Consider the following 18,120-nt stretch of genomic DNA (forward strand, 5'->3'; position numbering starts at 1 on the left):
CGAGGAGCCGTTGGTCGATACGTCGAGAAAGACGGGACTGCGAAAAAAAATCGTTTCAGCGATGGTCATCATGGCCATCCTCCCCGTTCTTCTCGGACTGATCGTCACATCCTGGAGAGGAACGACCGAGCTTCGCAAAGCGATCGGCAACAACTTCGAAGGGCTTGCGAAAGAAGCGGCCAGCAAAACCGACCTCGGCGTCCAGAAAGAGATCGCCGAGCTCCATTTTCTCGGCGATTCGGTCGAGATTCAAGAAGCGCTTCAAAATGCGCTGAGTCCCGCTCCCAAAGGAACCGCCGCCCAAGCCGCCCTTCCCACAATCCCGTCGGACCCGAAAGTTTCCGCCTTTCTGAATCGCGCCATGCGCCTTCCTGAAACGCAAGCGGTCCTTCAGTCTTTGGTCATCACCAACAATGTCGGCCAGCAAATCGCCTCTTCCGCCGCGGCACCGGCAAACAGTTCCTTTCTCGCCGACGAAATCTGGTGGAAAGAAAGCGCGCGGGGGGAGAAGGGAGCGGTCTACATTGGAGCGCTCTACCAGCACGATCAGGATGCAACCGACTTTCTCTTTGATATCGCCATGCCGGTCCTTCACAAAGAGTCGGGGGATTTTTTAGGGATCTTAAAAGCCACCCTCCATCTCAAACCCTTTTTGCAGCCGTTCATCTATCCGATCCGGTTCGGCTCGACGGGCCATGCGATGCTCATCGACTCCTCCGGCGTGGTCCTGATCTGCCCGATCCTTCCGACCGGAAGTCATGTCGCCGATCCGGTCCTGCTGCAGCGGATCACCGAAGATCGTTCCGGGTGGATGACCGCCCAGAATGACGGCCACGGCGGGACCAATTCGATCGTCGGTTTTGCGCCGGTGTCGGCGGTGAATCAACTGGTCTCTTCAAAGGGGGGAAAGCAGTGGCACAGCTTCATCCGGCAGGAGCCGAAAGAGACGTATGAGCCGGTCCAGTCACTTATTCGGACCGTCTTCCTTTACGGATCGCTTCTGGTCGGCTTCACCGGCGCCCTCGGCTTCGTTGTCGCCGGAAAACTCGTTCGGCCGCTTCTCCTTCTGCACGAGGGGGCCGAGCATATCCGGAAGGGAGATCTCGGGTATCGCCTCCAGGTCAAAACGGATGATGAGATCGAAGCGCTGGCCGACAAGTTCAACGAGATGGCGGAAAAACTCTCCGAATCGTATGCGACCTTGGAGCACAAGGTCCTCTCCCGGACGCGGGAGCTTCAAGCGCTCAATCAGATCGCGACCACCGCAAATCAGTCGCTGGAGCTTCAGGGACTGCTCGATACCACACTGGAGAAGGTAATTGAGGTCACGGGATTCGAATCGGGTTATGTTGAAATCTTCAATCCCTCGGAGAGCCGGCTGGTGATGAAGAGCCATTTCGGCATCTCCTCCCCTTTGTTGAATGAGCTTCACGCCGCTGGAAATCTGCAGATTTCACTGGAAGTCGTCGACACCCGGGCCCCGGTCATCTTGGAGCAGGCCGATGTTTCCGAAACGACCAATCCGTTGATCAACGCGGGATACCAAACGCTGATCGTCTTTCCGGTTCAGTCGAAAAACAAAATTATCGGCGCCTTCACCCTCGCGAGCCGCACCGCCCGCAACTTTACCGCGCAAGATCTCCAGCTTCTCTCCTCCATCGGAAATCAGGTCGGAACCGCGGTGGAAAATGCCCATCTTTTCCAAAAGGAGCAGGAGACCGTCGAGAAACTGATGGAGATGGACCGGATCAAATCGGAGTTTCTCTCGAACGTCTCACACGAATTGCGCACCCCCCTCACCTCGATCATCGGTTTCTCGGAGATCCTGCTCGACCGGCTGGCCGGAGCGTTGTCCCCCGATCAGGAGTCCTACGTCCGCAACATGAACACCAGCGGCCAGCACCTCCTGGAGATCATCAATAACCTGCTCGACCTCTCAAAAATCAAAGCGGGCAAGATGGAGATTCATCCCCACCTCTTTAGCCTTCGCTCCCTTCTCGAAACGATCCAGCAGACGGTGATTCCGATGACTTACAAGAAGGGGCTCCATTTTGACCTTTCCGTCGATGAAGGGGTCGATATGGTCTACACCGATGAGGGAAAAGTTAAACAGATCCTTTTAAATATCCTTGGAAACGCCATCAAGTTTACCCCGGCGAAGGGCTCCGTCCAGCTCCAGGTCCGCGCCGGACGGCTGGGACGCGCCCGGGCGATCGAGATATCGATCCGGGATACCGGAATCGGCATCCCGACCCACGCGCTGAGCAAAATCTTCGATGAGTTCCAGCAGATCGACGGTTCCTACACGCGGGATTACCCCGGCACGGGACTCGGCCTGGCGATCACCAAGCGTTTCGTCGATATCCTGGGGGGGGAGATCCATGTGGAGAGCCGATCGGGTTCCGGAAGCACCTTCCGGGTCTCCATCCCGATCCCAGAGGAGCGCGACGTACAACCTCCGCCGATCCAGACATTCAGCTCCTCGGAAATGACGGCCAGGGCCGATGCGATTCTCAACATACCCGCCCTTTCGGAAGGGGCCGAAGAGGACCGGCCCCGTATTCTGGTCGTCGAGGATGATCCCGCCGTCGCAAAATTGCTCGCCCTTTATCTGACCCAAGAGGGCTACGCCGTCGTCCATGCTTATGACGGACAGGACGCCATCGAGAAGGCACAGGAGATCAAACCGTTCGCCATTACCCTCGATATCATGCTGCCACGGATCGACGGATGGGAAGTGCTCAAGAAATTGAAAACCCTTCCCTCCACCAAAGATATTCCGGTGATCATCGTTTCGATCGTGGAGAATCCGACGCTCGGATTCAGCCTCGGCGCGGTCGATTATTTCACCAAGCCGATCAATCGCAAGGGACTGATCGACAGCCTGAAAAAATACAGCATCACCCAATCGGTGATCCGCAAGCCGATCAACTTCCTGGTGATCGAACAAGACACCGTCGTCATGGAACAGATCGGATCGATCTTGGATGAAGAGCACTTCGGGGTGATCAAGACCAACAACGGTGAAGAAGGGATCGCTTTGGCGGTCGAAATCCAACCCGACCTGATTCTGCTCGACCTGATGCTGAACAACATCTCCGGTATTGAAACCATCCATCGCCTCAAGCAGCATCCGACCGCCCGGAACATCCCGATCATCCTCTTTGCTTCGAGAGAGCTGACCGCGGAAGAGAAACAGATCCTGGACGGTCAGGTCCGCGAGATCATCTACAAGAACCCTTCCCTCAAGGAGACGCTGATTCAGGAGGTCCGGAAATTCGAGAAGCTCTATCCCGACAAGGCCAAGATGATCGACGGCCTCACCGGTCTTTACAACGAACGTTATTTGAACAATCGCCTCGCGGATGAGGTCAGCCGGGCATTCCGCTACAAACGCCCTTTTTCCATTCTCATCTCGAATGTGGACCAGTTCCGCCTCTTCAACCGCCGCTACGGAACCGAAGCGGGAAATCATGTCCTCCGCGAAATTGCCATCATCTACAGAAGGAATACGCGGTCGTCCAACCCGCTCTGCCGGGGGGGCGGAAGCACCTTCATCCTGATGATGCCGGAGACAACCCGCGAGTCGGCGAAGATGGCCGCCGAAAAGCTGAGGCGTCTTGTGGAGAGTTACGACTTCTCCATCCCCGGAAAACAGAGCATTGAAATGGTCACGGTGAGCATCGGAACCGCCACCTTCTTTGACGACGCCGATACCGCCGAAAGGATGATTATTCATGCAAGCAACGCATTAAAAAACGCGCAGGAGCAAGGAGGCAATTGCACGATGTCGCTAGACAGGGTTCGCACATGAATCCTAAAAAAGTATTGATCGTCGATGATGAAGAGTTCGTCCGTCAGCTCATCCAGATCAAGTTGAAGTTCTGCGGGATTGAGACGGTCGAAGCGGGAAACGGCGTCGAAGCGATCGAAAAAGCCGTTTCCGAGAGGCCCGATCTCATTCTGCTCGATGTGATGATGCCGAAGATGAACGGATTTGAAGCTTGCCAACGGCTGAAGGCCAACCAGGAAACCTCCCACATTCCGATTATCATGTTGACCGCCCGCGGCGATCCCTCGGCGAAGGAGCGGGGTGAAAATGCGGGCGCCCTCGAATATCTCACCAAACCCTTCTCGCCCCAGAAACTGGCGGAGAGGGTCCTTGAAATCTTAAAAGAATTCGAAACCCGGACGTAACATCTTCGCCTTGACTCATCCTGGAGGCGACCCCGGCGGGTCGCCTCTACGCCATTGACAATCCGATCTGCCCCATTGTATTTTGAAGCCATCTCCCTTTATCATTGGGAATGATCTTCATTTAAGAATCCCGCAACTTCCTCTGATCACCCATTCATCGAAAGAAAGGAGTATTCCATGGCGGAGACAAGCTCATTTGATGTGGTTTCGAAGATTGATATCCAGGAAGTTAAAAACGCGGTCGAGCAAGCGATGAAGGAGGTTCGCCAGCGCTTTGATCTGAAAGGAACCAAAAGCGAGATCCGGCTGGAGGAGGAGAAAGAGGTGGTCGTCACTTCCGAGGACGAGTATAAACTCAAGGCGGTCCTCGATGTCTTTCAAACGAAGTTGGTGAAACGCAATGTCTCGCTCAAGGCACTGGTCTATGAGAAAATCGAAAAGGCGCTCGGCGGGGCCGTCCGGCAGAAGATCACCCTGCAGCAAGGAATCCCCTCCGAGAAGGCCAAGGAGATCAGCAAGGCGATCCGGGACGGCAAGTTCAAAGTACAGGCCCAGATCCAGGCAGACCAGGTCCGCGTCCAAAGCAAGAGCAAGGACGAGCTTCAGTCGGTGATTAACTTCTTACGCTCACAAGACTTCGGGCTCGATCTACAGTTTCTTAATTATCGATAAGGCCGTAGGCGCCTTGCTTCACACCGGAATTATTTTAAGATCCCCTTGTTCATTCAGTCTGCAAGGTCACACGATAGGGCAGGGAGATAATAAAGGTCGTTCCGGCTCCGACGGTGCTCTCCACGCCGACGCTCCCCTTTAAGAGAGAGACGATTTCTTTCACGATGGCAAGGCCGAGCCCCAGCCCCCCGAATTCCCGGGTCGCCTTCCGGTCGACCTGATGAAAAGCATCAAAGATTCTCGCGATCTCTTCCGAAGGAATTCCAATTCCGGTATCTTGAACGACGATTTCGACCCCTTCACCTTGTGACTTCATCCGCACCGAAAGGGTGACCCCGCCTTTCTGCGTAAATTTCAATGCGTTTGAAAGAAGATTTACGACGATCTGCCGGATTTTATAAGGATCCGACTCGATCATCGGAAGCGTTGCCTCGATATTCCAAAGAATCGAGAGGGACTTCTTCTCGAAGAGCGGCTGCATCGTCAGACAGACCTCCTCGACTAACTTCGTGAGATCGATCTCTTCAACATCGACGACCATTTTTTTTGATTCAATTTGCGTCAGATCCAGCAAGTTACTCACCAGCTTCGATTGATCATTTGCATTTCTTAATATTCCTTCCAACGGCTTCCGTTGGTCTTCGGGAAGAGGACCATACGTGCCATCCATTAAAAGCTGAGTGTAGCCGAGAATGGCATTGAGCGGCGTTTTCAGCTCGTGGGAGACCGAGGAGAGAAAATACGATTTTGTTCGATTCGCCTCCTCGGCTTCCATCGTTTTCTGCTTCAGCTCCGCTTCGGTCCGGATCCGCTCGGTGATCTCATGTTTGAGCTTCGTATTGGCCTGAAGCAATTCTGCAGTCCGCTCCTCGACCCTTCTCTCAAGCTGAGCGTGGGCCTCGCGGAGGGCCTTCTGCGCCGCTTCATATTCTTTGCGTAACCTCTCCTTCTCAAGCGTCTCCTTCACCCCCAGCGAGAGCTGAAAAAGATACTTCTTAAGGATATAGTCACTTAACCCGGCTTTCATCCCCTTTACGGCGATCTCCTCATTTCCGGTATCGGTGACCATAATGACAGGGATGTGAGGGTGATGCGCCTTGAACTGCGAGAGGACCCAAAGACCGTCGGTCCAGTTGAGCCGATAGTCGGTGAAGACAATGTCGAAATCTGCCTCCGCCAGGGCGGTCTCAAAATCACGCCTCCGAAAGACCTCGGAATAAACCGCATTCCGATATTCTTTCTTTAATTCCTGAATAATCAGTTCCCGGTCGTCCGGATTATCGTCAACGATAAGAAACTTCAATTTCATCCTGATTTCCATGTGCTTCTTCGTTCTGGAGACCCAGTTCGATCCAAAAGAGGCTCCCCTGGTCCGGAGCCGATTCGACGCCGACTTGCCCCCCCATCAGTTCGACCACTTTCCGGACGGTCGAAAGCCCCAATCCGATCCCCGGATATTCCTCCACACTGTGAAGCCGGACAAATGGTGAAAAAATACGTTGTTGGTTTTCGGACGAAATGCCGATACCATTGTCCTGGATGTGAATGCGGCAACGTCGTTGGTGGATCGACGTAGAAAGAATGACATGCGGCTGCGTCCCGGGGGATACATACTTGATGGCATTCGAGAGAAGATCATTTAAAGCCATCTTCAGCAGGGTGGGATCGGCCTGAACGGACGCGAGCTCTCCTCGGATGACGATTTGTGCGTTGGCTGCTTCGATCTCTTCTTGCAGATTCCTCAGACAGGATTCGATGACGGAATGAAGGCGAACCCTCCGGAGAGTGATCTCTTTTCGTCCAAGGCGGGAAAAGTTGAGCAATGCGTCGATCATGTCCCACGCCTGCTCTGCGACCGACTGAATCCGGTCGAGATGGTGTTTTCCCCGCTCATCGAGTTTTCCTTTCTGCTCCTGGACCAATAATTTCGCAAAACCGCCGATGGCCCGGACCGGTGCCCGAAGATCATGCATCAGTGCTTGGGAATACGCCTCCAGATCATCATTACGCAACTTGAGCTCCGATGAAAATTGCCGCGAACGCAAAAGCACTTCGATCCGGACCTGCAATTCTATCTGATCGACCGGATGAATGATCAGCTCGTCTACACTCTCCCAAAGATGCTGCTTGAAGAGATTGACATCCGGTCGGGATACGGCGAGGATAAATGGAAGAAAGCGGGGACGCTCCGCCGCTTTTCTCGTTTGGACCTCTTTCGATAAACGGCTGAGCGCCGGGCCGTCGATCATCCCCAAGTCAAAGGGTTGGTGGAGTTCCTCTTTCGAATCGGCCGGAATGACCTGATACCATTTCCCCAGCCACGCCGCCAGCAAACGGCGATTCTCAGGATGATCGATCAGAAGCAAAATGCGGTTCATAAGGCTCATTGAAGCTCCCGCAGCAAGCTGCGGGGAATCTTCGACCCGAAAAGAGAGAAAGACTCTATTTGTATTCGCGCGTCTAACCTTCGCAGCCAGGTGCGAGGAATGCGACGCGCGTGCGTGTTCAAAACATTCGGACCGGCGGCGGGCTACCTTTCCCGGTGTCCCCTCGGATCTTTTGGATTGGATCGGGAGGCCTCTTTTGTTGGATTAGAAGCGGGACGGCGGGCCCCCCTTCTATCATCTCTTTTCTTGGGAGCATTAATCCATTCAGGAATACCCCTCAGGATGCCCCGCAGCTCGATCATCGGCGCACCAATCTTGACCCCCTCCTTGGTAATCTCCATCTCTCGAAGGGTCTTCTCGAAATCGGTCAGACGTTTCTTCAAGACCCCGATGGCCTTTCGCAGCTCGCCGTTTAATTCCAGGTAGCGAAGAAAGACCACGTTGTCGGCCAGGTAGCTGATTCCCTTTTCGGTCGCGCGAAAGTCGCCGGTAATCTCCTCGGTCTCATTCATCAGAATGATCGTGACCCCCATGTTTTTTAAATACCGGCAGACGGCGTGCAGATGGCTGATTAAATCTTCTCCCCGGACGGAAAGCCGATAGCCGGAAACCCCATCGATCATGACGATCCGTGTATTTTTTTCCTCGACCTCTTTCCGGACCAGGTTTGCAAACTCATCCGGAGCAAACTGAAGCGGCTCGACCTGAACCACCGAGAGGGTCCCCCGATCGAGCATTTTTTTAATCGGGACACCAATCGACTCCGACCGGTGCAGGAGCGTCTCCGCAGCCTCCTCAAAAAGGTAGATGACTGAGCGCTCGCCCCTGGCCGCCGCTTCCTTCATGAACTGAACGCCAAGGGTCGTTTTGCCGACACCGCTGGGACCGGTCACCATGGTAATGGTGCCGCGCTCCAGACCCCCGTGCAGAAGATCGTCCAGGTGGGAGACCCCCGAAGAGATCGACTCGGCGATGAACTCCCTCTGGTGCGCTTCCGGAATGAGGCGGGGCGAAACGACGATCCCCGAATCGGTCAGCCGGAGGGTGTGGCAGCCGCCTCGGAAGCCGGAGCCTCGGAATTTGGTCACGCAGAGACTCCGTTGCCGGTCCGACATTTCGAGGTGGATCGCCCCATCACACATAAACTCCAAATCATCATCCGGAACCGAGGCGGTTCCCTCGGAGGTGAAGAGAACGGTGATCTTTCGAGAGGTGAGAAACTGAAGAAAGGAGAGGACCTGTTTTCGGAACTGGAAGGAGTCGGGGGAGAGATACCGGAACTGTGTGATCGCGTCGATCAGAACGCGTTGTGGTTTGATTTGTTCGATTTTTTCAATAATCTTTTGGGTGGTCGGCGCTCTTTCCACATCGGCGGGGGAAAAGATGTCGTACGTTTTTACTTCGGAGAAAAATTCAGGGGAGGGACTCAGATCGAGAAAAGAAACGCCGGATAGATCCAACCCCAAGGTCGATGCGTTTTTACGGATCTGCCCCTCCGCTTCCCCCAGGGTAATCAGCAGCACCTTTTCCCCTTTTGTCGCGCCGTCTGTGAGGAAATGAAGGCCGAGGATGGTTTTTCCCATTCCCGGCTTTCCGCGCACCATATAGGTCCTGGCGGGGATCAGCCCTCCCTGGAGAATTTCATCCAGGCCGACAATGCCGGTCGACAAACGGACGGATGGTTGCTGGGTCATCGACTTCTCCCTTTGTATGAGATTTTCGACATTCAATTATCCTAATACAATCCCCTCAAAACAATCAACTTATGACACGAAGGTTGAGCTTGAGGCATACCCGGTCGGTGTGCTCCATACCCACCCTATCCTTCATTGGCAAAAGGGGAAAAGTTGAATCAATCTAAATTCTCCTCAGCGGAAGCGCTCGGGATGAACAAAAGATAAAGATCGTTCAGGTGGGTTCGCGTCGGACCGGTTCGGATCAGATCCCCGAGCGCATCAAAGAAGGGATACGCGTCGTTCTCAGCCAGCGCCATCCGAGGGTCCATCCCCTTCCGTGTCGCCCGCTGCACCGTCTCCCCGGTGGCGACCGCCCCCGCCGCGTCGGTGGGCCCGTCGGTCCCGTCCGTCGAGAACGCCGCCGCCGTGATCCCTCGCGTTCCGGCCAGCGAAAGAGCGGCGGAAAGCGCAAACTCCTGACACCGGCCTCCCTTCCCATTGCCTCGGACAGTCACCGTTGTTTCACCCCCGGCAATGAAGCAAACCGGTTTTCCCTTTCGACGAGATTGGATCTCCTTGGCCAGCGCAACAAGGACCTTGGCGACTTCGCGTGACTCCCCTTCAAGGACACTTGTGAGAATGTGAGGATGAAATCCCATCCGCCTCAATTGCCGGGCCGCTTCGTTCACAGCCGCTTTGCCGTTTCCGATCAGAATGTTTTCAATCCAACGGCCGAGCCGCTTCGGCGTTTCGGGCCGCTCCCCCCGCACTCCTTCCTCTAAGGCGAGCCGGACGGAGGAATCGATCTTTTCCCAAAGACGATACCGTTTCAAGATCTCGATTCCATCGTTGAAAGTCGTCGGATCGCGCACGGTCGGACCGGAGGCGATGACATCGAGCCGGTCTCCAACCACATCGGAGAGGATGAAATTGACCATCCGGGCGTTGCCGACCGCTCGGGCAAGTTGACCTCCTTTGATTTGCGAGAGATGCTTCCGAACGGTATTGATCTCGCCGATCACCGCACCGGAGCGCAAGAGGAGATCGGTCACCTGCTGCTTGGATTCGAGAGAAATCCCGGAAATCGGCAACGGGAGAAGAGCGGATCCTCCACCCGACCAGAGACCGATGACGAGATCGCCCCGGTTTGCGCGACTCAGCAGCGCGAGGATCTCCCTGGCCCCCGCCTCCCCTGCTCTATCGGGAATCGGATGGCCGGCCTCGATGATGCGAATCCGCCGACAGGGAAGACCGTATCCGTATTTCGTGATGACGATCCCATCGGTGATTGCATCTCCCAAAAGCCGTTCCAATGCTTCGGCCATGCGGGCCGATCCCTTCCCGGCCCCGATGACATAGATGGAACAATCGGGGTTGAGACGATAGGAGCGGCTGTCCCATTCGATGGTTCCTTTTCGAACACGAATTTTCTTTTGAAGAAGCGCTCCTGGATCGAGCGCATCGAGGAGCGGAAGGATGATCTGTTTGAGGTATTTCTTTCCCGAAGGAGGAGGGCTCATGAATCAGGACGGAAAAAGGAAAGGTTGCGGACGACACGGGCAGGCCCCTGTGCCTGCCCTGTTTCTCAAAGTCAATAAAGGAAAGGGCCGCCACGGGGGGGCGCCCCTACAAATATATTAATCCTACCCCTTCGTTTTTTCCCAATCGGCAAGGAACTTGGCCAGGCCGATGTCGGTGAGCGGGTGTTTGAGAAGCTGCTGTATAACGGCGAAAGGCATGGTGGCGACATGGGCTCCGATCTGGGCCGCCTCGATCACATGGATCGGATTTCGAATGCTGGCGACCAGGACCTCGGTCTTAAAATTGTAATTCGAAAAAATCGTGACGATCTGATCGATCAGGTCCATGCCGACCTGGCCGACGTCGTCGAGCCGGCCGATGAAGGGGCTGACGTACGTGGCGCCGGCCTTTGCAGCCAAAAGCGCCTGGGCCGGAGAGAAAATGAGGGTGACATTGACGCGGATCTCTTCTTTTGAAAAGCGACGGGTCGCCTTCAAACCATTCGCCGTCATCGGCACTTTCACCACGACGTTCTTGTGGATCTTTGCAAGGGAGCGCCCTTCTTCGATCATCCCCTCTTCGTCCGTCGCGACCACTTCCGCGGAAATCGGGCCGTCGACGATTTGGCAGATCTCTTCGATCAGCTTCCTGAAATCCTTCTTCTCTTTTGCAACCAGGGAAGGATTTGTGGTGATGCCGTCAATCAATCCCAGCGCAACAGACTCTTTAATCTCGGAAATGTTGGCGGAATCCAAAAAGAATTTCATACAACGCTCCTTATTTCGGTTGAGCCGCGGAGGGGGTCGGCTGACTGCCGGTTTGTTTTAACTCGCTGATCTTCTTCTTCAGCTCTTGCGAAAGGGGATCGTTCGGCTTGAGCTGAACCAGCTTTTCCCAGGCCGCCGTCGCTTTCTCGGCGTCATTTTTATCGTTCAGAAGGATGATTCCGGAATTATATAGCGCGACTTCATGTTTCGGATCGGACTTTAATACCTTGTTCAACTCTTCCAATGCCTGATCGGTTTCGCCGAGACTCCGGTAAGAGGACGCAAGATCGGTCCGAACGTGGGTGTTGTTGGGATCAACCTCAAGCGCTTTCTGATAGAATTCTTTCGCTTTTTCAAAGCGCTGGATGTCATAATTCGCGTTCCCCATGAAGACGAGCGCTTCGATATCTTTTGGATCTTTCTCAAGGCGCGCCTTGTATTCGGCCAGCTTCTGCATGAAGGGGACCGGAGCGCCCGATCCATGAGGCGACTCCGCGGAGGCTGAGGAGGACGCGGCCTCTCCGACAGGGGCGGGGGCGGAGGGAACCGGGGGAGGGGCGGGGGCACCGGCTCCGACATTCTCGGCCATCCCATCTTGTTTTTGGCAGCCGACGAAAGAAAGGGAGGCAAATAATAAGAGGAAGAAAACCATCCACTTTGTGAAATAAAACATAAAAAACCCCCTTAAAAGACGCCCCATATTAACCGATCACCCCTCCCCTGTCAACAAGATTGAAGCCGCGCGCGCTCCCTCTCTCGGTCGGGAAGAAATCTCCGCCGTAGAAAGGGTTCACCCCGCTTCGCTCCCGTTGGAAAAGCGTCTAACCTCAGGCAGAACCGTAGGAAACGGTCGGGAAGAGGCATTGACACAAATCGTTAAAAGTTGCCAAAATAAGTCGAACCCATTTGTTAATGTCCTGCTCAGAAGGAGGCATCGATCATGATCTATGAATATCAATGTCGAAAATGTCAGGAGGTCTTCAGCGTACAGATGTCGCTCGCCGAACACGACAGGGGCGATCTCATCTGTCCCCGTTGCCAAAGCCGGGACGTCGACCAACGAATGACCGGATTTTTTGCTCAAACCCCCCGAAAGGCCGCTTGATTTCGAAAGGAGTGATCATGATCTCATGGAAAGACGTAAAAGAGCTGCTCGCTTATGAAAACGGAAATACATGGGTCAGCACCCTCAGCCTGAACATCGACGGCCGCCGTTTTCCAAAACGGAAGGAATTCATGGTCGTCCTGAAAAACCTTTTGAAGCAGACGCGGACCGACTTGGAATCGAAGACGCTCGCCCCGGAAGTGCGGCAATCGATCGAAGAAGATTTGGAAAAAATGGAAGGATACCTCGGCGATCGGTTCGAGCGGAATCATCACCGGGGGGTGCTGATTTACTCCTGCTCCCAAAAAGGTCTCTGGCTTCCGCTCGCTTTTCCGGTTCCTCTCCGATCGAAGCTGGTTGTCCTTCCGCACCCTTATACCCTTCCCCTCACCGCCCTCCTCGATCAATATCCGAAATATGCAGTCGTCCTTGTCAGCCAGGAGCGGGCCCGCATTTTTGAAGTTTACCTGGGAGAAATCACCGAGCACTCTGAAATTTACGACGAGATCCCCGGGAAGGTGCACGATCCTTCCAGCAAGGAATACAAGTCGATGGAAGAGTACGGTCTCGCGGAACGGCGGATTGAGCGGCGGGGGAGAAGATCGGACAGTCCCGTCGGAGGTGGAAATTCAGAAAGCGGCGTCTACGGACTGGCCGAAAGGAAAATCGAGCGCCACGTTGGAAGCCACGTCCGGCACCACTTCAAACGGATCGCCGACATCACTTCCACTTATTTTCGGGATCATCACTTCGATTGGCTCATCGTCGGTGGCCAAGAGGAAAACCGATCCGGGTTCGAGGAGACGCTCCATCACGATTTAAAGGAGCGGATCATCGGCCGGATCAAATCCGACCCGAAGCTCTCCCTTCCCGAAGTTTATGAAGAAACGCTGAGACTGATTCAAGAGGTCGAATGGAGCCAGAAGGATCAACTGGTCAAACAGATCGCCGAGGCGAACCAGCCGTATGGGCTGGGGGTCTTCGGTGTGGGGCCGACCCTGCACGCGTTGGGACAAGGGGCGGTCCAGACCCTGGTCGTTCAGGAAGGGGTCGACTTGGCCGGTGCGCGTTGTCCCTCTTGCGGGCATCTGAATATGGGCGATTCGGCTTGTCCCGAATGCGGAAGCCCGACCGATCCTGTAGCCGATCTGGTGGAGGAAACGATCGAGCAGGCAATCTCGCAGAGCGCTCAGATCGCCTATGTGCCCCGCCACCCGCTTCTCGAACAATCGGGAGGGATGGGAGCCCTTCTTCGGTATCAGCCGGCAAAAAACACCAACCTCGCCAAGGGAGCCGCCTGAGGGGATGATCATTATGGAGGAAGACCGATGGCGACCGTCGCACTGACGCAGCATTCGAAGATCCGGCAGGCCGTTGAAGAGGCGCTGGGCTTCCTACCGGTGGAGGAGCTTTTCAAGAACAAGATCGTCGCGATCCATCCCAACGACACCTGGGCGAGCAAGGACGACACCTCCGGGGTGACACAGCCGGATACCCTTGAAGCGGTCATCCAGTTCGTGAAGCCTTTTCAGCCGAGGGAGCTGATCGTCTCCGGCGGCGCCGGGGCCGCGGAGACGGATGAAGTCTTCCGGGTCACCGGAATGAAGCAAGTGGTCGAACGGGAGCAGGTCCGATACGTCGATCACAACAAGCCCCCCTTCGCGACCGTTCCCCTCGATTACGGACCGATGCGGGAGGTCGTCGTCCACGAGGGGGTGCTCCGCTACGAAACGGTCGTTTCCCTCAGCCAGTTGAAGGTCCACTCTCAGTCGGTGATCGTCGGCGCCGTCAAGAACATCGCCATGAGCTGGCCCGCCGCCGACTACTACGGCCATCCGAGAATGGCCGATCAGTACGGCCGGAGCGGGATGGTCGAGGACAAAAACGGATTTATCGTCGGGATGCTGAAGCGCTTTCCCCCTCACCTGGGGATTGTCACGGGACACCCGGCGATGATCGCCACCGGCCCGACCGGCGGGATCGCCGTCGAGACCGGATTGGTCGTCGCCGGACGCGACCCGGTTTCCGTCGATACGGTTTGCGCCTCGCTCCTCGGATTCTCGACGATGGGGGTCGAATACCTCCGGCAGGCAACGAAGCTCGGGCTGGGGGAAGGAGATCTCTCCCGGATCGAAATCAAGGGGGTCCGCCTCGATGAGGCGATGCGGGTCTTTAATGAACGGGCCTACGGCGTGCGCAAAGCGCTCAAATCGGCTTGAAGAAGCGCTGCGCTACGCGCGCTTTCGCCGCTCCACCTGCGAGAGAGGCGCCTCCCGATTCTGCCGAGGCACCGAAAATCCGATCACGCCGGTGATGATGATCAGCATGACGCCGATCACCTCGCTGTTCCAAAATTCGGCCGTATCGTACCTATAGCTGAAGAGAAACGGCGAGACGATCAACCAGGCCCCGACGATCAGATTGACATAAATGAGCACCTTCACATCGATATCCTCTTCTATCGCCTCTACTCGCCGGACCAGTATCGGATGATATAGTAAATCGCCCAGACAACGAGAGAGACATAAACGACCTTCAACCAAAACGGAACAATACCGGCCCGCTCCACGATCCCCGAGGCGTACTCGTAATCTTGGTGGAGATGCGAATCCTTTTCCAGGCCGACCTTCTCCATCAGCCGGTGACGATCTTCTTCATGCTCTTTTTTCGGTTCCATCGGCTCCCTCTTCGGATACCTCATTCTCGAGCATTCGCCGGGCGGTCTCTTCCGTTTCGCGGAACTGCCCGTCGCGGATGGCCCAAAGAAAAACAAACCAGGCGGCCAGCGAGACCAGCATCCCGACCAGATAATTGATCCAGGTGATTTCCATCCGACACCCCGACAGAGCGGGTCAGCGCCGCGCCGTCTGCGCCGATGCTCCCACGCGTCGCTTCTCCAAAAATTCCTCTTGCGCCTGAAGATAAAGGGACCGGACAAAATAAACGACATCCCAGACCTGCTCCGGCGTCAGCCGCTTTGAGAAAGCCTCCATCGGCGTTCCGCCGACCCCGGTCATCACCACAGTGAAAAGATGCCTGGCGTCGTGCCCCAGTTTGACTCCTCCCGGCACCCCCGCCGGGAGGGTGAAGTTCGCCGGACGGACCGGATTTCCCCAGACGTCGCGCAGGATCGGCGCCAACGGGCCGTCCCCTTTTCCCTGAAGCCCGTGGCAGCCGAGACAACCCGCCTCGGCATAGACCGCTCTTCCCCGATCAACCGACGCGGAATCGGCCGGCGGCTCAGGCGGAATCGTAATTGGAGGAGGGACGGCCTCGTTCTTCCATCGGTCGGAGAAGATCTTGATGTATTGAACGACCGACGCGCGCTCCAGCTCCGAAATCTCATGCCAAGCCGGCATCGCGGTTCCCCACAAGCCGTGCGTGACGGTCCGGTAGAGATCGGCATCGAGCGGCAGGGTATTCTCCCCCCCGCCGGTGGAGCGGAACTTGAAGATCCCGCGGGTGAAATCGCGCGGCTTTGGATCCAAAAACCGGGCCGACGGGCCGTTGCCGTCCCCTTTCTCCCCGTGGCAGCCGGTGCAGCGGCGCGCATAGACCCGCTTTCCGATTTCGAAGACCTCCCGCTTCGGATCAAGCGCGGTGCCGGCGTTGACACTGATCGGAAGAAATTCCTCCCGCCAGTCGCCGATTTGAGTGCCAAGCTTTTGGAGATAGGCGATGAGCGCCTTTCCCTCATCCGTCATCTGCGGAGCGCCGTTCGCATCAGCTGGGTTGAACAGCCACCGAAAGGAGGGCATGATCGAATCGGGAACGACCGCGCGGGGCTCCCAATGATGGGCGATGTGCCAGTCATCTCCATACTTTCGCCCGACGCGGAATAAATCAGGTCCGATTCGACGGGTCCCAAAGAGATGGGGAATGTCATAGGTATACTCGCCCGCCTGAGAAACCGGACCCCAACGGTTGTCCTCTCCGGTCACGGGGCGGATATACTGCGAATGGCAATACCAGCACCCTTCCCGGATATAGACCTTCCGGCCGAGCTTTTCTTGCTCCGTATAATCGGTCGGCAAGATTTGTATCCCCTTCACCGTCCGCACGGGCAACTCATAATTCGACTCCAACGCAATCGGCATCAGCCATTGAACGGCGATCGCCAGGAGGAAAAACGCCACCCCGGCGATCAGGATGATGGCGGAGGGCCGCTCGAGCGGTCCCGATGCATGCATCGGCGCCCGCGCCTCCGCCGTCGGACGGGGAGAAACCGGGGTCGTCTCGATCGGCGCCCCGTCGCGCGCGCTCCGCCAGAGATTGTAGAAAAAGAGCGCCATCCCGACGTCCATCGCCATACCGGAGAAGGTCCGCGCCTCCCACCACGGCTTCATCGCCACGACACTGTCGGTGAAATGGACCCCATGTTCGAGCATCGCCCCCTGCATGAAGCCCATCGCGGCCAAAATCACCCCCATCATCCCTCCCCCGAAGAGGACCAGCCAGAAATGCCAACTCGCCAACCGCCAGCTCCAGAGCTCGCGCCCGGTGATTCGGGGCCAGATGTAATAAAGCCCTCCCATCACCCAAATCACGAATGTCCCGAAGACGGTCATATGAGAGTGGGAGATGGTAAAGTCGTTGAAGTGGGTCAACTGCTGCATCCGCCGGAGCGCTTCGACCGAGCCTTGAAAACAGCCGACGAAGTAATTCACCGCTCCCAGGATCAGGAACTTCGCCGCATAGTCGTACGATCGCTTTCCCGCCAGGAGATGCCATTTCCCGAGCATCGTCCCGAAGAAGTTCGTCGTCACCGTCCAGACCGGGATGATGAGAAGAATCCCATAGGCGATGGCGACCGTCTGCGTCCACTCCGCGATCGGGCTGTAGAGGTAGTGGTGGATCCCGAGAAAGGGATAGAGAAAGGCGATGCTCCAAAAACCGATCAGGGAGAGCTTGTGGGAGTAGAGGGGGTTTCTCACGCTGCTGGGGAGGAAAAAGTAGATCAGCGCCAAACCGGACGGGGTGATCCAGAGCCCGACGACATAGTGGATATAGAGGCCGTGGAGCGCGGCGCTGTTGACGCCATTGATCCAGAACGGGAGAATGAAATTTCCGAGGGGATAATTCATCGCCGTCCAGATCAGAGCGGCCATCGCATACCAGAGGGCGACATAGACCCTGCGTTCCCGCCGCCGAAAGACCGTCCCGTAGACCTGGAGGGTCGTCATCACCAAAACGATCATGATCAAGACGCCCACCCAGACGGGATATTCCCCCGCCTCGATCCCTTTGTTGAATCCCGCCATCAAGGCGATGCTTCCCGACAGGATCGCGGCATTCCAGAGCCAGAAGGCAAGATATCCCCACTGTTCCTTGTAGAGCCGGACGCCGCAGATTCGGGGAACGAAGTAGTAGAGCAGCGCAATGAAGCCGGTCGAGAAGGCGCCGAAGATGACGCCGTTGACATGGACCGGACGGAGCCGTCCGAAAGAAAACCAGGAAATTTCGTTGAGGAAGTTCGGATGGTGGAACTTAATCGAGAGGATCACGCCGACGATCGGGTACAAGGTCAGCCACACCAGTGTCGCATAGGCCCAGCGCTTCACCAGATCGTGATTGACCAATGTCTCTTCTTGATAGACTTCCCTTTCCTCCGGCATCTCCTGCGAATCGACCTCCCCGCCCCAAAGGGGGAATGGAATGGTTACTTATTCCTTAATGAGCAAAAACAAGACCGCTTCGCCGGGCCTCCTCACCCGCCGATGCGGACGGTCTTTTTGGCATCGCCCGCGGCTTTCTTCAGGGGGACGTAAGGAGGCCGACATTAAAAAGAAAAGTGA

At 56.1% G+C, this 18,120-nt stretch carries 15 protein-coding genes; 5 read left to right on the forward strand and 10 right to left on the reverse strand.

The genetic code is table 11. The features are described 5' to 3' along the window. The first annotated feature begins 10 nt into the window (after window positions 1-10). The 3 genes from MCM46_03255 (at window position 11) to MCM46_03265 (ending at window position 4,869) form a co-directional block, all read left to right on the forward strand. Window positions 11-3,814, forward strand: a complete 3,804-nt coding sequence (locus MCM46_03255; GenBank protein MCG3110823.1) for a response regulator — start codon at window positions 11-13, stop codon at window positions 3,812-3,814. Further along, entirely contained in the window at window positions 3,811-4,197 is a 387-nt protein-coding gene (locus MCM46_03260) for a response regulator (GenBank protein MCG3110824.1), read from the forward strand. Before MCM46_03255 ends, MCM46_03260 begins: the two co-directional genes overlap by 4 nt. A gap of 177 nt (window positions 4,198-4,374) precedes the next feature. Next, complete coding sequence (locus tag MCM46_03265) at window positions 4,375-4,869, forward strand: YajQ family cyclic di-GMP-binding protein (protein MCG3110825.1); 495 nt, start codon at window positions 4,375-4,377, stop codon at window positions 4,867-4,869. A 49-nt stretch (window positions 4,870-4,918) separates the two neighbouring features. Here MCM46_03265 and MCM46_03270 read toward each other — a convergent pair whose 3' ends face one another. The 6 genes from MCM46_03270 to MCM46_03295 all read right to left on the reverse strand — a co-directional run bounded on the left by MCM46_03270 (window position 4,919) and on the right by MCM46_03295 (window position 11,893). Beyond that, a complete protein-coding gene (locus MCM46_03270; GenBank protein MCG3110826.1) occupies window positions 4,919-6,178 on the reverse strand; it encodes a hybrid sensor histidine kinase/response regulator in 1,260 nt (419 codons plus the stop codon). Next, window positions 6,153-7,256 (reverse strand): ATP-binding protein, encoded by a 1,104-nt coding sequence (locus MCM46_03275; protein MCG3110827.1) that lies wholly within the window; start codon window positions 7,254-7,256, stop codon window positions 6,153-6,155. The genes MCM46_03270 and MCM46_03275 overlap by 26 nt, the downstream gene beginning before the upstream one ends. Before the next feature lie 143 nt (window positions 7,257-7,399). Continuing rightward, window positions 7,400-8,950 carry an AAA family ATPase gene (locus MCM46_03280; protein MCG3110828.1) on the reverse strand — a complete coding sequence of 517 codons (1,551 nt, stop codon included), beginning with the start codon at window positions 8,948-8,950 and terminating at the stop codon, window positions 7,400-7,402. A 158-nt stretch (window positions 8,951-9,108) separates the two neighbouring features. Then, on the reverse strand, window positions 9,109-10,452 hold the full coding sequence (locus tag MCM46_03285; GenBank protein ID MCG3110829.1) for a glycerate kinase: 1,344 nt from the start codon (window positions 10,450-10,452) through the stop codon (window positions 9,109-9,111). A 123-nt stretch (window positions 10,453-10,575) separates the two neighbouring features. Then, window positions 10,576-11,220, reverse strand: a complete 645-nt coding sequence (gene fsa / locus MCM46_03290) for a fructose-6-phosphate aldolase (protein MCG3110830.1) — start codon at window positions 11,218-11,220, stop codon at window positions 10,576-10,578. 10 nt (window positions 11,221-11,230) lie between these two features. Further along, the gene (locus MCM46_03295; GenBank protein MCG3110831.1) at window positions 11,231-11,893 is read right to left on the reverse strand and encodes a tetratricopeptide repeat protein; all 663 of its coding nucleotides are present in this window, start codon (window positions 11,891-11,893) and stop codon (window positions 11,231-11,233) included. Window positions 11,894-12,342: 449 nt separating this feature from the next. Between MCM46_03295 and MCM46_03300 the strand changes: the two genes are divergently transcribed. Both MCM46_03300 and MCM46_03305 read left to right on the forward strand, forming a co-directional pair. Beyond that, window positions 12,343-13,626, forward strand: coding sequence for a hypothetical protein (locus MCM46_03300; protein ID MCG3110832.1), 1,284 nt, complete (start codon window positions 12,343-12,345; stop codon window positions 13,624-13,626). Window positions 13,627-13,653: 27 nt separating this feature from the next. Next, a complete protein-coding gene (locus tag MCM46_03305; GenBank protein ID MCG3110833.1) occupies window positions 13,654-14,544 on the forward strand; it encodes a DUF362 domain-containing protein in 891 nt (296 codons plus the stop codon). Between the two features lie 12 nt (window positions 14,545-14,556). Here MCM46_03305 and MCM46_03310 read toward each other — a convergent pair whose 3' ends face one another. From MCM46_03310 to MCM46_03325, 4 genes are read right to left on the reverse strand one after another with little or no spacing between them, the layout of a single operon-like run. Continuing rightward, a complete protein-coding gene (locus MCM46_03310; GenBank protein MCG3110834.1) occupies window positions 14,557-14,769 on the reverse strand; it encodes an SPW repeat protein in 213 nt (70 codons plus the stop codon). Between the two features lie 23 nt (window positions 14,770-14,792). Then, window positions 14,793-15,002 carry a hypothetical protein gene (locus MCM46_03315; GenBank protein MCG3110835.1) on the reverse strand — a complete coding sequence of 70 codons (210 nt, stop codon included), beginning with the start codon at window positions 15,000-15,002 and terminating at the stop codon, window positions 14,793-14,795. After that, entirely contained in the window at window positions 14,980-15,156 is a 177-nt protein-coding gene (locus MCM46_03320) for a cbb3-type cytochrome oxidase assembly protein (protein MCG3110836.1), read from the reverse strand. Before MCM46_03320 ends, MCM46_03315 begins: the two co-directional genes overlap by 23 nt. 21 nt (window positions 15,157-15,177) lie before the next feature. Then, window positions 15,178-17,940: a cbb3-type cytochrome c oxidase subunit I gene (locus MCM46_03325; GenBank protein MCG3110837.1), complete on the reverse strand. Its 2,763-nt coding sequence runs from the start codon at window positions 17,938-17,940 to the stop codon at window positions 15,178-15,180. Window positions 17,941-18,120 lie beyond the last annotated feature (180 nt).

Origin of the sequence: Candidatus Manganitrophus morganii, assembly GCA_021651055.1 — a bacterium.
In the GTDB taxonomy this organism is placed as follows: Bacteria; Nitrospirota; Nitrospiria; order SBBL01; family Manganitrophaceae; genus Manganitrophus; species Manganitrophus morganii.

Coding starts and splice junctions, on each gene's coding strand:
- MCM46_03260 (MCG3110824.1), top strand. CDS start 3,811: ATGAATCCTAAAAAAGTATTGATCGTCGATGATGAAGAGTTCGTCCGT.
- MCM46_03265 (MCG3110825.1), top strand. CDS start 4,375: ATGGCGGAGACAAGCTCATTTGATGTGGTTTCGAAGATTGATATCCAG.
- MCM46_03270 (MCG3110826.1), bottom strand. CDS start 6,178: ATGAAATTGAAGTTTCTTATCGTTGACGATAATCCGGACGACCGGGAA.
- MCM46_03275 (MCG3110827.1), bottom strand. CDS start 7,256: ATGAGCCTTATGAACCGCATTTTGCTTCTGATCGATCATCCTGAGAAT.
- MCM46_03280 (MCG3110828.1), bottom strand. CDS start 8,950: ATGACCCAGCAACCATCCGTCCGTTTGTCGACCGGCATTGTCGGCCTG.
- MCM46_03285 (MCG3110829.1), bottom strand. CDS start 10,452: ATGAGCCCTCCTCCTTCGGGAAAGAAATACCTCAAACAGATCATCCTT.
- fsa (MCG3110830.1), bottom strand. CDS start 11,220: ATGAAATTCTTTTTGGATTCCGCCAACATTTCCGAGATTAAAGAGTCT.
- MCM46_03295 (MCG3110831.1), bottom strand. CDS start 11,893: ATGTTTTATTTCACAAAGTGGATGGTTTTCTTCCTCTTATTATTTGCC.
- MCM46_03300 (MCG3110832.1), top strand. CDS start 12,343: ATGATCTCATGGAAAGACGTAAAAGAGCTGCTCGCTTATGAAAACGGA.
- MCM46_03305 (MCG3110833.1), top strand. CDS start 13,654: ATGGCGACCGTCGCACTGACGCAGCATTCGAAGATCCGGCAGGCCGTT.
- MCM46_03315 (MCG3110835.1), bottom strand. CDS start 15,002: ATGGAACCGAAAAAAGAGCATGAAGAAGATCGTCACCGGCTGATGGAG.
- MCM46_03320 (MCG3110836.1), bottom strand. CDS start 15,156: ATGGAAATCACCTGGATCAATTATCTGGTCGGGATGCTGGTCTCGCTG.
- MCM46_03325 (MCG3110837.1), bottom strand. CDS start 17,940: ATGCCGGAGGAAAGGGAAGTCTATCAAGAAGAGACATTGGTCAATCAC.